We start from the raw sequence: 13,488 nt of genomic DNA, 5'->3' as shown, positions 1-13,488 counted from the left end.
CAGCAGGCCTGGCGGCCTGCTGTTATGTCCTTATTTATTTTTAAGCGCAAAGGAGCCGCAGCTCAGGTCCAGAGAGAGGTTGGGGTTATAAGCCGGATCGTTAAATAGGATATCGCCGTACAGCGTCTCCATGGATTTAATCTCCTGCTTAAAGCGCTCAATCTTCTCCGGCGCCAGGTCGCTGCCGCGGGTGGCCGATTCATGGTGATAGAGTTCGGCGAAAGGCGTCCACAGATTGTGGTAACCGGCCTGGTGTACACGAATACAGAAATCGATATCGTTAAAGGCCACGGCGAAATCCTTCTCGTTTAGCCCACCCACCTGCTCATAAATCTCTTTACGAATCACCAGACAGGCCGCCGTCACCGCCATGAAGTTCTGGACCAGACTGGCGCGACCAAAATAGCCCGGATCGTTACGGTGAATGCCCAGATGCGCGTGGCCGGCAATACCGCCCAGCCCCAGGATCACGCCCGCATGCTGCACGGTATCGTTCGGGTAGAGCAGTTTCGCCCCCACCGCGCCAATCTCCGGACGCATCGCCTGGCTGACCATCTCATCCAGCCAGTCCGGCGAAATGATTTCGATATCGTTGTTCATCAGGCACAGCAACTCGCCCTTCGCCGCTTTCGCCGCCACGTTGTTAAGACGCGAGAAGTTGAAGTTGCCGTCGTCGCGGATCACCTGAATATTGTCCCGCGTGTTAAGCTCGGCGAAATAATCCAGCGACGCCTGCTCATCGCTGCCGTTATCAACCAGCAGGATCTCGTACTGCTTATAGGTGGTCTTTTCAACGATGCTGTCGATGCACTGCTGCACCAGCGATTTGGCATTACGCGTCGGGATAATAATGCTGACCAGCGGACGGTGCGCCGGTAAGTCGTATTTCACCCGCAGCATCAGCATGCCGGGTTTCGCCTCTTCCACGTGCGCCGGAATGTTGTTACGCGCCAGATACTCTTCCACAGCGCGAATTCCTGCCAGGAAAGCATACGGTTTTTGATCGCCACCGGAGGCGGTGCTGCCCGGAATAATGCGCCAGTGATAGAGGATTTCCGGAATATGCACAATCTGGCCGTCGGTGACGTGATCCAGGCAGCGCAGCACCAGATCGTAATCCTGGCTTCCCTCCAGCCCCGGCCGGAAACCGCCAATCTTATCGATAATGGTTTTTCTGAACACGCCCAGGTGCGAGAACATATTTTGCGACAGGAACAGGTCGCGGTTCCAGTCCGCCTTGAAGTATGGATCGCAGCGGACGTTGCCCGCCGAAATTTTATCTTCATCGGAATAGATAAGCTGCACGCCAGGGTGGTTGTTAATGGCTTCGACTACTTTATAGAGCGCGTGCGGCGGCAGTAAATCATCCTGGTCCATCAGGGCGATAAACTCCCCTGTCGCCAGCTCAATAGCGGAGTTGCTGGCGTTCGAGATATGTCCGTTTTGCTCACGGAAGACCACTTTGATGCGCGCGTCGCGGGCCGCGTACTCTTTCAGCGCCTGTACCGTATCGGCATCGGTTGAGGCATCGTCGGCGATACACAGCTCCCAGCGGGCATAAATCTGGTTGCGCACGGAATCAATCGCTTCACGCAGGTACCCCACCGGCGCGTTATAGCACGGCATCACAATGCTGATGGTCGGCAGCTGCTCAAACGACGCCTGATGGGCGGTAAACTCAGCGAGCTTCGCGGCGTCGACGCTTTCACAGCGGGCAATCCACTGCTGGTAGTCAAACGGCAGCGGCGCATCCGGCGCGGCGACCACCGGGTTCATTTCACGTCTGAGTTTGCTGGTAAAGCCCGCGTAGCCATAGGTGCGATACCGCTGATACAGCCAGACGGCCAGCGGTTTATAGCCACCTAACTGATTCTTTTTATGGGTAACGAGATGGTTAACTTTCTGCGCATGGGTATTCAGCTGCGCGGTTTTTGCCCTGCCGCGACGATAAAGCGCCAGCGCCACGCGTTTTGAGAAACGCAGCGGTTTGGTCACCTTCCAGCTGATGGAGTTCTGCATCAGCGCCTTTTCCGCCAGGGTACGAACGTGTTCCGCCTGGCTATGGGCATGTTGCGCCTGAGCCTCAGCGCATTGCGCCTGAGCTTCGGCGATAGCGCCATTCAGGGTGGTGATATCGTTGCCCTGAGTGTCCAGCGTCGCCTGTAGTGTCTCGATATGTTTCTGCTGCGCCTCAATCTCGTTCTGCTGGGCTTCGATCTGGCTCTGCTGCGCGGCGAGTAAACCCTGCTGCGCTTTGGCGCTCTCCTGGTGAGCGTCGAAGTTGACACGCTGCGCATCAATTTGCGCGGTCAGGTTATCGGCATGTACCTTCGTGGCCTGCAGCTCATTGCTGAGGATAGTCACCTGCTGGCGCAGGGCGGTCACGCTGGCGCGGTAGTTCACCGTTGAACTCAGAGCGACATCGAGCAGCGCCTGGAAATCATCGCCCCCTCCGGCAGCGGAGGAGAAACGCGCCTCTTCCTCGGCCCAGCGTCTGAAGGTGTCTTCAGGCAGTTCAGGCCATACGGAGTGCAACACCTGCGACGCCAGGTCAAAAAATGTCGGCGCGTTTACCGCAGGGGATTGCTCGTAGGATTTAATACGGAACAGGGAGTGGAACACCCCGCGCCAGGCGATAAAGCCCAGCTCGCTGGTCTGGCCATCATCCCACTCCTGGTCAAAGACGGTATATTCGCCCTGCTCGTTTTTAATGATGTTGAAGGGCAGCGCGTCAAAATAGCTATTGCCGATCCGGCTGTCATGAGGCGCGATAGCGTCGTCATCGGTGGGCGAGACAATCCGCAGCCAGGTTTTGAAAACCTCCGCCAGGCCGTCCACCGTCCAGTCGCGGCGGTTAACAACGCGCACGATTTCACGCCACAGGCTTTCACCGTAGTGGAAGCTCTCGCGGGAGGCGGCTTCGCTCTCCGTAACCGAAAGAGTTCGGCCAATAACGTCAATGCGATCGCCGCCGTCCAGGCGGAACAGCGTCTCTTTGTTATTCTCCTGCGCACGGGCGTCGGAGTAGTGCCAGGCCAGAATCGCGGGATCGTATACCGCCGCCTGCTGCGTGCCGGCGACGATCAAAAACGAGTTGCACAGCTCAGGGGCGAGGCCGTTCTGCCACACCACCTGATTAAACTGTTCCAGCGAGAAATGGTAATCCGCTACGCCCTGCACGTCTGCGGCCACGGACTCTACCGCCAGCGAGGAGAGCGCCGAAGCGTAGCGCGTGATCCCCTGCGGCGAGACCACGGTGATCGGTAACTTATATTCCGGCAGCGGAATAAACTCGTCCTGCTGACTGAAACCGGCCTGGGTCAGTTTGTTCAACAGCTCCTGGCGCGTGTAGGTCCGAACAGAGTTTTCCGCGTAGGCGTCGTTCACCCCAACCATCGGCACCGCCAGATGATCTTCATTAGCGCCCGCAAGGTACTTCGCGCCGATTTTGTTTTCGATGGCGACAAACAGACGGCCTGTGTCGTTTAAGCGGCTACGGCACTGACGTAACAGCGCGTCGTCGCCGTCTGCGCCCAGGAACATACCGGCATATTCCAGCACGCCAATCAGCATGACGGCGTCAAACTCGCCTAAATCCGGCAGCGCGTCGCTGGGGGAACAGATAAACGTAACGTTCTCCAGATCGGCGCAACGCTTGCTGGCAATCCGCGCACGGCGAATGCTGCCCTCAACCGAGACCACCGTCGCGCCCGCTTCGCCGAGGAAGCGGCTAATCGCGCCGCAGCCGCAGCCTATCTCCAGTACTCTTTTCCCTTTAAACCACGCCTTGAACGGCTGCAATAAATTGGAGCGGCGGGAAGAGAGGTGGTAGAGCGACGGCCAGTCTTTGATCCAGGGTTTCAGTTCTTCGGAAAAGACGCTGTGATCCTCGGTCTTGTCGAGCGCGGCGAGCAGGTAGTTTTCGGCTTCGTCACCGTCGCTGTACATGAAAGGGGTAACTTCTTCTTTCGTCCAGACCTTGAGCTCCTCGTTCCAGATAAACGAGGACTCATTCAATGTTGTGGTTAAATCATTTTGCATCACAGCTAATCTTCGCCCCTAAATCGACCAGACCGATAAATTCGTTTGTTGTCTCGACAGTAATATGTATCGAATCATAACGACGATCGTGTGGAATAACTGTCCCGCTCGCATCGCAACTGGCAATGCCAACAGAGATAAAGTAATCACCCTGATAGAGCTGCACCGGCATCGCAACCTCGATATCCATCTCCTGCCCCGGCTGGGTGAAGTCGATAACGGCGACATCCTGCAATTCTGTATTGGTGTTATAAATCGTCACGCCATCTTTGGTTTTTACCGCAAAGCCGAAAATGGGCCGGACAATTTTCTGACTGAATTTTACCCTGAATTTTAAGCGAATATCCTGATTGCTTTTCAGGATCACCGGATAATTATCCGCCCCCTGCGAGAGCACAAAATCCAGAATTTCCGCGCATTTGTCGCCCCAGCGATATTCTGACGGATTATAGTTCAGGCGATTTTCGTAGCCTACGCCATCCTGCCACTCCACCCGCTCAGGGGTTTCATCACGAGAAACCTGCAAGCCTTTCACCGCGGCGGCTTTCTCTTCTTTATTGGCCTTGCTGTTTTTGCCAAACAGCAGATCCAGATACTGGTTCACCACGACTTTGGGTTTGTCCTGCGCTATTAACAGGCCATCGTTGAGTAAAATGGCGCGGTCGCAGTGGGTCACTATCTGTTCAGTGGCATGGGAGACAAACAGAATAGACGTGCCGTTCTCTTTGAGTTTTTTGAGACGGTTAAAGCATTTCGCCTGGAATTTGGCGTCGCCCACCGCCAGCGCTTCATCAACGATGAGGATTTCCGGGTCGAGCTGCGCCTGGATTGCAAACGCCAGGCGCACCAGCATGCCGCTGGAGTAGGAGCGCACCGCCGAGTCAATAAAGTGGCCGATATCGGCAAACGCCAGAATATCATCCAGCTTCGCGTCCACCTGCTCTTTACTCAGCCCCAGCAGAGAGGCGTTCAGGTAGACATTTTCCCGACCGGTGAACTCATTATTAAACCCGGCGCCCAGTTCGAGTAACGCCGCAACGCGACCGTTAATCGCCACCGACCCGGTAGTGGGGGTGAGCGTACCGGCAATAATTTGCAGCAGCGTGGATTTGCCGGAACCGTTTTTACCGACCACGCCCAGCGTTTCGCCGCGAGGCAGAACAAAATTAATATCCTGCAGCGCCCAGAATTCATCGCAATGGAGGCGCTCTACGCGCTCGCCGTGCTCTTTTTGTTTCGCGAAGAGGAGCTGTTTCAGCCGCTGAACCGGCTTGTTATACACCTGATAACATTTACTAATGTTATTGACTTCAATCGCATTATTATCAGATGACATCTGCGAATCCTTTTCTTGTTTTCTGGAACCAGATATAGCTCAGCCACAGGCACACAAGCGATGCCGCGGTGTAAATCATTAACCCTTTAAAGTCCGGTATGCCGCCCCAGATAATCACCTTACGTGACTCTTCAATAATAAAAGTCAGCGGGTTGAGCATCACAATATGCTGAAATTCCGGCGGCAGCGCGGAGAGCGGGTAAAATACCGGCGCGAGAAACAGCAACAGTGTGCTAACAATGCCGATAATCTGCCCGATATCACGCATATAAACGCCCAGCGCGGATAAAAACCACGAGGCGGAAACGGTGAATATTATCAACGGCAGGAAGATCAAAGGCGCCAGCACAATGGTCCAGTGCGGAATACCATTAAAAATGGTAAAGGCAAGAATCAGGACCAGGAAGCTGATGATGGTGTGAAAAAGCACAGAAAGCAGCATGACCACCGGAAGAATTTCCAGCGGGAAGATGACTTTTTTGACATAGTTGGCGTGCTGTAAAATCAGGCCCGGCGCGCGCATCAGGTTTTCTGCGAGAAAACCGTGAATAATCATACCGACGAACAGTATCAACGCGAACTGGGTTTTTGGCTCGTCTGCGGTGCCCTGCCCCCACCGTGCTTTAAACACCACGGAAAAGACGAAGGTGTACACCGTCAGCATAAAAATGGGGTTAATTAACGACCAGAATATCCCGATAAATGAGCCTTTATAACGGCTTACGATATCGCGTTTGCTCATTTCGAAAATGATATTCTTATTTCTGTAAAGACAGCGAATTAATGACCATAGTGATGAACTATGATGTTCATTTTGCAGCACTCTAATACCTCATTGCAATTTTTTTGCTGGTGGATCAGATCTTTTTAAAAAGAACAGCAATAATAAATGCCAGCGTACCGAAAACAGTTTGTCGATAAAGTTTAATTTTGTTAAATTTCATCACCCGGGTGACAAAACCTGCCGTGCGCGCTTCCATAAAATTATCAAGCACCCACCGACTCTCTTTAGACAAAGGTAACTGCATCGCGTTTAGCGCATCAAGATTACTCTGGATCCAGCCGCGAAAATGGCCATCAAACAACCCATTGATTCTACGCAGGCGCGCGCGCCAGCCGAGATTTGAACCGATGATATTGTTGGTATGCTGGCGATATTTAATCGTGGGGATCTCATCATAAATGATCGCGCCATTACAGCCGGAAATTAAAATATAGATCCACCAGTCATGGGAGATAATTTTATGCCCGCGCGGAGTCAGGTTGATGATATTACGGGCCGCGCGGTTAAACATCATGGTATTGCCACCGGCAATACTTTGGATCAGCGCATTGCGAAACGATGGCGCTTTCTGAAACAGCGGTGAATAGCCGATGCACTCGTCACAGTCATTGACCAGCATGGTCCTGCCGCAGTGCAGCGCCGGGCCATCGGGGTTCTCTTTTTCCAGGTCGGCAAGTTTCGCCATTGCCCGCGCCAGCTTATCCGGCAGCCACTCATCGTCCTGATCGCTAAACGCGTAATAGTCAAACCCATCGCCGCAGACATCGAGCAATGACAGAAAATTCCAGGCAAATCCTTTGCCTGGTCCTTTAACGATATGCAGTTTGTTCTGCCCTAACCGCGTCTGATACTCCTTGAGGATCGCCAGGGTATCATCGGTTGAGCCATCATCTGATGCAAAAATTTCCCAGTCCTGCCAGGACTGGGAAATGATGGAATCAAGTTGCTTACGAAGGAATTTGCTGCCATTAAAAGTACAAATTAGAACAGCTATCTTTTTATGAGATGTCATAGGATTAGCGATACAGATCGGCTTTAGTCAGCGGCAGCCCTTGCTCATCTTTGGCGGAAAGCACAATTGACTCAACCGCTGGCCATTCGATAGCGATATCCGCATCGTTCCAGATAATGCTGCGCTCTGATTGCGGCGCATAGAAATTGGTCGCTTTATAGAGGAACTGCGCCGTATCGCTGAGGGTTAAAAAGCCGTGCGCAAATCCTTCCGGGATCCACAGCTGACGTTTGTTTTCCGCGCTCAGCACCACGCCAACCCATTTGCCAAAGGTGGCTGAGTTCTCGCGGATGTCCACCGCCACGTCAAACACTTCCCCTTCAACGCAGCGCACCAGTTTGCCCTGGGCATGGGGATCGAGCTGATAGTGCAGACCACGCAGCACGCCTTTTTGCGACTGGGAATGGTTGTCCTGCACGAATTCGACTTTGCGACCTACCGCTTCATCAAAGATCTTCTGGTTAAAGCTTTCAAAGAAAAACCCACGTGCGTCACCAAAAACTCTCGGTTCAAAAATAAAGACTTCTGGAATAGCTGTATTAATTACATTCATTAGTCACATCTCTACATTACTTACCAAGCATTTCAGTAACGGCGCGTTTCACGCCGACTTGCCAGTCAGGCAGCACAACCGCAAATGCGGACTGGAATTTTTGATTGGACAGGCGCGAGTTATGCGGACGTTTGGCCGGCGTCGGGTAGGCGGAGGTATCCACCCCTTTTACCTCACGAATAGCCAGCGTCTCACCAAGCTCTTCGGCAACGGAAAACACGTACTGCGCATAGTCATACCAGGTGGTTTCGCCGCTGGCGACCAGATGGTAAGTGCCAAACAGCGAGGCGTTTTGTGCGGCAGTGCGAATGGCGATAGCCGTGCAGTCGGCCAGCAGTTCTGCGCCGGTCGGCGCGCCGTGCTGGTCGTTGATGATTGACAGCTGCTCTTTCTCTTTCGCCAGACGCAGCATGGTCTTCGCGAAGTTCGCGCCGCGGGTGGCATAGACCCAGCTGGTGCGGAAAATAAAGTGGCGCGGGTTATGGGCGGCAACCGCTTTTTCACCGGCAAGCTTAGTCTCGCCGTAAACGTTGAGCGGGCCGGTTTGTTCATCTTCCTGACGGAAATGGTCGCCTTCGCCGTTGAACACGTAATCGGTGGAGTAATGCACCAGCATAGCGCCGATTTGCGCCGTCTCTCTGGCAATGACCTCAACGCTATCGGCGTTAAGCAGCTGCGACAGTTCACGCTCGCTTTCCGCTTTGTCGACCGCCGTGTGCGCGGCGGCATTGACCACAACGTCAGGCTTAACGCTGCGGATCGTCTCGGCAATCCCTTCGGGCTTCGTCAGATCGCCGCACAGTGCTTCGTCGAAATAATCAACAGCCACCACGTCGCCAAGCGTGGAGAGCGAGCGCTGCAGTTCCCAGCCAACCTGACCGTTTTTACCAATTAATAAAATCTTCATACTTTTCCCGTTACGCCGCGTTACGCTTTTTCGCTAATCAGCATTTGCAAATAGCGGCCATAGTCGGTTTTCGACAGCTTTTTCACCTGTTCCGCCACCTGGTCATGATTCAGCCAGCCTTTACGGAAAGCGATCTCTTCCAGACAGGCCACCTTCATACCCTGGCGCTTTTCAATGGTGTGGATAAACTGCGACGCTTCAACGAGGCTGTCATGGGTACCGGTATCAAGCCAGGCAAACCCACGGCCCAGCAGTTCAACCTGCAGTTCGCCGCGATCCAGATACATCTGGTTAAGGGTAGTGATTTCCAGCTCGCCGCGGGCCGACGGTTTAACCTGTTTGGCCATTTCAACAACGTTGCTGTCGTAGAAATAGAGGCCGGTGACCGCCCAGTTGGACTTCGGCTTCAGCGGCTTCTCTTCAATAGAGAGCGCCGTGTAGTTTTCATCAAACTCCACCACGCCGAAACGTTCCGGGTCCTGAACCTGATAGCCAAAGACCATCGCCCCTTTCGTCAGCTGCGCGGCGGTTTCCAGTTTTTTACCAAAGCTCTGGCCGAAGTAGATGTTGTCGCCCAGCACCAGCGCGCACGGCTCATTATTAATGAACTCTTCGCCGATGATAAAAGCCTGTGCAAGGCCGTCCGGGGAGGGCTGAACTTCATAGCTCAGGCGAATACCGAACTGGGAACCGTTACCCAGCAGGCGTTGGAACGCAGCGAGATCTTCCGGCGTCGTGATAATTAAAATGTCACGAATGCCCGCTAGCATCAGTACAGAAATGGGATAAAAAATCATCGGCTTGTCATAAACAGGCAGAAGCTGTTTCGACACGCCTTGAGTAATAGGATAAAGACGGGTGCCGGAACCGCCCGCTAACACGATGCCTTTCATCATTATTTCCTTTATTTATTCTGCCAGACCCAGACGTTCGCCTGCATACGAGCCATCCATCACGCGCTGCCACCACGCCTGATTGTTGAGATACCACTCCACGGTTTTCTTGATGCCGGATTCGAACGTCTCCTGCGGCACCCAGCCTAGTTCGTCTTTGATCTTGCTGGCGTCAATGGCATAGCGCAGATCGTGGCCCGGACGGTCGGTGACATAGGTGATGAGCTGCGTAAAGCTGCTGATACCTGCTGGCTTGTCCGCGATCAGCTCGTCGAGAATGGCGCAGATGGTTTTCACCACCTCAATATTTTTACGCTCGTTATGGCCGCCGATGTTATAGGTTTCCCCCGCTACGCCTTCGGTGACCACTTTGTACAGCGCACGCGCGTGATCTTCGACGAAGAGCCAGTCACGAATCTGCTCGCCGTTGCCATACACCGGCAGCGGTTTACCGGCCAGCGCATTGAGGATCATCAGCGGAATCAGTTTTTCGGGGAAATGGTAAGGGCCGTAGTTGTTCGAACAGTTGGTGACAAGGGTCGGCAGACCGTATGTCCGACGCCATGCGCGCACCAGGTGATCGCTGGAGGCTTTCGAAGAGGAGTAAGGGCTGCTGGGAGAGTACGGCGTTGTTTCGGTGAACAGCGGCAGCGGCGAACCGGCGGGCACCTCATCAGGATGCGGCAGGTCGCCATAGACTTCATCGGTAGAGATATGGTGGAAGCGGAAGGCAGCTTTACGCGACTCATCCAGCTGCATCCAGTACTTACGCGCGGCTTCAAGCAGCACGTAAGTGCCGACAATATTGGTCTCAATAAAGGCAGCCGGACCAGTAATTGAACGATCGACATGGCTTTCAGCCGCAAGGTGCATCACGGCATCAGGCTGATGTTCAGCAAAAATGCGCGCCATGGCTTCACCGTCACAAATATCCGCCCGTTCGAAAACGTAACGCGCGCTGTTTTCAATTTCAGCCAGAGACTCAAGGTTGCCCGCGTAGGTCAATTTATCGACGTTAACGACGCTATCGGGGGTGTTATTAATAATGTGACGAACAACGGCAGATCCAATAAACCCTGCCCCACCTGTTACCAGTATTTTCACGTGATCTTCCATTTTTGCTTATGCAAGTTTTAACTACCGCACCGGCAGGCGAGAGAACGCCAGGGTATGCTACCGCCCCTGGCTCAAAAGCTACCAGTGTACTGTGTGCAACTACCGACAATTGAGAGAAATATATATCAGGCAGCGTCGTTAAACCGTCTCGCCTGGCACAAAATGCTAAAATTCTATTGTCCGCTTAAACGGCAATAGTGACAAGGAAAAAACTCATTGTAGTGAGGAAATTCCTAATCTGCTGTTTTTTATTATGCGTTGATTTAACAGCAAAAATATAAAAAAAGCAGTGAGAATGTTCTGAAGCACTATGTCTCCGGTCACCACTCTCAACTGCTTTATGAACAAAATCTAGTCGCGTTATTTCAGCCCCTTATTGGGTCAGCAACTTTTTGATGCTTTCGCGGAATTTTTGCCCTTCTTTCAGGTTACGCAGGCCGTAATTGACGAACGCCTGCATATAGCCCATTTTTTACCGCAGTCATAGCTGTCGCCGGTCATCAGCATGGCGTCCACGGACTCACGCGAGGCAAGCTGCGCGATGGCGTCGGTCAGCTGGATACGGCCCCAGGCGCCCGGCTCGGTTTTTTCCAGCTCGGCCCAGATTTCCGCAGAGAGCACATAGCGGCCAACGGCCATCAGGTCTGAATCGAGGGTCTGCGGCTGATCCGGTTTTTCAATGAACTGCACGATGCGGCTGACCTTGCCTTCGCTATCCAGCGGCTCTTTCGTCTGAATAACCGAGTACTCGGAGAGATCGCCTTTCATCCGTTTTGCCAGCACCTGGCTGCGGCCAGTCTCTTTGAAGCGGGCAACCATCGCCGCCAGATTGTAGCGCAGCGGGTCGGCAGAAGCGTTATCCAGAATGATATCCGGCAGCACAACCACAAATGGGTTATCGCCAACAACAGGACGGGCGCAAAGGATAGAGTGGCCCAGACCCAGCGGCTGTGCCTGACGCACGTTCATAATGGTGACGCCCGGCGGGCAGATAGACTGCACTTCCGCCAGCAGCTGACGTTTAACGCGCTGTTCCAGCAACGCTTCCAGCTCATAGGAAGTATCGAAGTGGTTTTCAACCGCGTTCTTGGAGGAGTGGGTGACGAGGACGATTTCTTTGATCCCTGCAGCAACGATCTCGTCGACGATGTATTGAATCATCGGTTTGTCGACGATAGGCAGCATCTCCTTAGGAATGGCCTTGGTGGCGGGGAGCATATGCATCCCTAAACCGGCTACCGGAATAACTGCTTTCAAATTAATCATTATCTATTCCACCTGTAAATGATTGATAAATTATAGACCTTCAACTTCTTTTCGCCAGTTTGTTTATGACAAGTCACAGGGAAAGATGTTACGCCGATCGTTGAAAAATTGCTGTAGATGTAATCCCAACCCCTAAATGAAGTCACCAGGATTTCTCGTAAAAACACCGTTACCGTTTCGCAGGAAGACGGAAGTTGAGATTCTCAGCGTTAACAATCTGATGATCGATGCGGTCGATGTCGATGGAACTTTGACCTTTTTCATTCACGGCTTTTATATTAGCCAGCGACAGCAGCGTATCGTTACGGGCCATAAAACGGCCGCGCACATCTTTACGCAGATCGAAATTAAGCTTTAAAGCCGGGCCGATCGCCGCTTCCTGCATCACGTTGATGTTACGCAGGAATAGGTGCTGGGGCTTATTATGCAGTTCAAGACTGGCGCGCTTGAGATCCAGCCGGGTGATGGCGACAAAGGAGGTGGCGTTGCCGGAGGAGATCTGAATACCGCGCAGCTTATATTGGCTCTGGCGATTATCCAGGCTGATATTGTTCAGCTTAAAGTTTTGCGGAATGGACAAATAATCGCCTTTAATAACGCCATAACCTATTAGCATCCCTGCACTATTGACCATGCTCACATTATCAATCACAAAATTGTCGCAGCCGTAAATTGCTACCGTCGCGTTATCAATTCCCGCTTTCTTGCTGTAGTCCGGGGTTATATTCTCCGCTTTGACGTTGCGAATAATAAAATGCTTCCCGTTCTCAACATGGACCAGTTGCCGACAATGGCTACCGGTGATATTGGCGACCACGAAATTCTTTACCGATTGCGCTTCGGGATAGCTGTTATCGTAGGTGCTCCCCGCCAGCCCAATGCCGATTCCCCAGTTGATCTTGCCGTTGGTACAGTCAATATGGTCGATCACGTGGTCGGAGATTAAGATATCCTGGTCATTGATGGCGACGTTCCACTCAATGGCGTCGCCCTGCAGATAGCTAAAGCGGCTGTTGGTAATGCGCGCGCCGATGATCTGGTTGTGAAACCCCTGGCGCAGAATGCCGTAGTTCGCTTTGCTGACGGTAATGTCATCGATGGTGAGATTGCGCATGACCCGCTTCTCTTTCCCGCCGATATAAATTTGCGTGACCGGCGCGTAGCCGCTCATGCTCACCCCTTTGATCACACAGTCGGAGCCGCGGACGTCCAGGGTCAGGTTATAGAGGCTGCCGCCCTTCTCGCCGATAACTTTGCAGCCGTCCTGCAACACCAGCCTGCCGCGACCGTTGCTTTTGATACTGCCGCGCACCAGCAGCGTTTTGCCCGGCGGGATAAAAATCCCGGTATTGACGTTGTCGCATACCACGTCCGCGGGGATCTCTACCGTCTGCGCCTCGCTAAAGGCCTGCTTTAGCGCCGCTGGCCAGTCGGTGGTTTTGTAGCGGCGGATGTCCACCGTCCCGGCGCGCGCGAGTTTGACGGGCCATAGCGGCAGGGTCGCCAGCGCGGCGCTGGCGGTCAGAAAACGGCGACGGTTAAGCGCGAGCGGCGTTGTTCTCTCGGTCATGGTTCCTCCG

The 13,488-nt window shown here is 53.3% G+C and carries 9 protein-coding genes and 1 pseudogene; all 10 read right to left on the bottom strand.

Features of this window, described 5'->3' with window-relative positions; all coding sequences use genetic code 11:
- Positions 1 to 30: 30 nt before the first annotated feature.
- The 10 genes and pseudogenes from ENTHG_RS24685 to wcaM all read right to left on the bottom strand — a co-directional run bounded on the left by ENTHG_RS24685 (position 31) and on the right by wcaM (position 13,478).
- A complete protein-coding gene (locus ENTHG_RS24685) occupies positions 31 to 4,041 on the bottom strand; it encodes a glycosyltransferase (protein ID WP_081653576.1) in 4,011 nt (1,336 codons plus the stop codon).
- The gene (locus ENTHG_RS02630) at positions 4,031 to 5,377 is read right to left on the bottom strand and encodes an ABC transporter ATP-binding protein (protein ID WP_044173174.1); all 1,347 of its coding nucleotides are present in this window, start codon (positions 5,375 to 5,377) and stop codon (positions 4,031 to 4,033) included. Before ENTHG_RS02630 ends, ENTHG_RS24685 begins: the two co-directional genes overlap by 11 nt.
- Complete coding sequence (locus ENTHG_RS02625; protein ID WP_081653575.1) at positions 5,367 to 6,119, bottom strand: ABC transporter permease; 753 nt, start codon at positions 6,117 to 6,119, stop codon at positions 5,367 to 5,369. The genes ENTHG_RS02630 and ENTHG_RS02625 overlap by 11 nt, the downstream gene beginning before the upstream one ends.
- 115 nt (positions 6,120 to 6,234) lie before the next feature.
- Entirely contained in the window at positions 6,235 to 7,173 is a 939-nt protein-coding gene (locus ENTHG_RS02620) for a glycosyltransferase family 2 protein (protein WP_044173169.1), read from the bottom strand.
- A 4-nt stretch (positions 7,174 to 7,177) separates the two neighbouring features.
- On the bottom strand, positions 7,178 to 7,726 hold the full coding sequence (gene rfbC / locus ENTHG_RS02615; RefSeq protein WP_044173167.1) for a dTDP-4-dehydrorhamnose 3,5-epimerase: 549 nt from the start codon (positions 7,724 to 7,726) through the stop codon (positions 7,178 to 7,180).
- A gap of 16 nt (positions 7,727 to 7,742) precedes the next feature.
- Positions 7,743 to 8,633: a dTDP-4-dehydrorhamnose reductase gene (gene rfbD, locus ENTHG_RS02610; protein ID WP_044173165.1), complete on the bottom strand. Its 891-nt coding sequence runs from the start codon at positions 8,631 to 8,633 to the stop codon at positions 7,743 to 7,745.
- 20 nt (positions 8,634 to 8,653) lie between these two features.
- Positions 8,654 to 9,526, bottom strand: a complete 873-nt coding sequence (gene rfbA, locus ENTHG_RS02605; protein WP_044173164.1) for a glucose-1-phosphate thymidylyltransferase RfbA — start codon at positions 9,524 to 9,526, stop codon at positions 8,654 to 8,656.
- A 15-nt stretch (positions 9,527 to 9,541) separates the two neighbouring features.
- Positions 9,542 to 10,642, bottom strand: a complete 1,101-nt coding sequence (gene rfbB, locus ENTHG_RS02600) for a dTDP-glucose 4,6-dehydratase (protein WP_202595291.1) — start codon at positions 10,640 to 10,642, stop codon at positions 9,542 to 9,544.
- Between the two features lie 373 nt (positions 10,643 to 11,015).
- Positions 11,016 to 11,908, bottom strand: a pseudogene (galF, locus tag ENTHG_RS02595) (UTP--glucose-1-phosphate uridylyltransferase GalF).
- 169 nt (positions 11,909 to 12,077) lie between these two features.
- Positions 12,078 to 13,478, bottom strand: a complete 1,401-nt coding sequence (gene wcaM / locus ENTHG_RS02590; protein WP_044173162.1) for a colanic acid biosynthesis protein WcaM — start codon at positions 13,476 to 13,478, stop codon at positions 12,078 to 12,080.
- Positions 13,479 to 13,488 lie beyond the last annotated feature (10 nt).

The sequence above is a fragment of the Phytobacter massiliensis JC163 genome (assembly GCF_000321045.1).
GTDB classification, from domain to species: domain Bacteria; phylum Pseudomonadota; class Gammaproteobacteria; order Enterobacterales; family Enterobacteriaceae; genus Phytobacter_A; species Phytobacter_A massiliensis.
This window is presented reverse-complemented; position numbering and strand designations above follow the sequence as displayed.

What these genes read in the sequence shown, in the direction of transcription:
- ENTHG_RS02630 (WP_044173174.1), bottom strand. Translation starts at nt 5,377, where the DNA reads ATGTCATCTGATAATAATGCGATTGAAGTCAATAACATTAGTAAATGT.
- rfbB (WP_202595291.1), bottom strand. Translation starts at nt 10,642, where the DNA reads ATGGAAGATCACGTGAAAATACTGGTAACAGGTGGGGCAGGGTTTATT.
- ENTHG_RS02620 (WP_044173169.1), bottom strand. Translation starts at nt 7,173, where the DNA reads ATGACATCTCATAAAAAGATAGCTGTTCTAATTTGTACTTTTAATGGC.
- wcaM (WP_044173162.1), bottom strand. Translation starts at nt 13,478, where the DNA reads ATGACCGAGAGAACAACGCCGCTCGCGCTTAACCGTCGCCGTTTTCTG.
- ENTHG_RS24685 (WP_081653576.1), bottom strand. Translation starts at nt 4,041, where the DNA reads ATGCAAAATGATTTAACCACAACATTGAATGAGTCCTCGTTTATCTGG.
- rfbC (WP_044173167.1), bottom strand. Translation starts at nt 7,726, where the DNA reads ATGAATGTAATTAATACAGCTATTCCAGAAGTCTTTATTTTTGAACCG.
- ENTHG_RS02625 (WP_081653575.1), bottom strand. Translation starts at nt 6,119, where the DNA reads ATGAGCAAACGCGATATCGTAAGCCGTTATAAAGGCTCATTTATCGGG.
- rfbA (WP_044173164.1), bottom strand. Translation starts at nt 9,526, where the DNA reads ATGAAAGGCATCGTGTTAGCGGGCGGTTCCGGCACCCGTCTTTATCCT.
- rfbD (WP_044173165.1), bottom strand. Translation starts at nt 8,633, where the DNA reads ATGAAGATTTTATTAATTGGTAAAAACGGTCAGGTTGGCTGGGAACTG.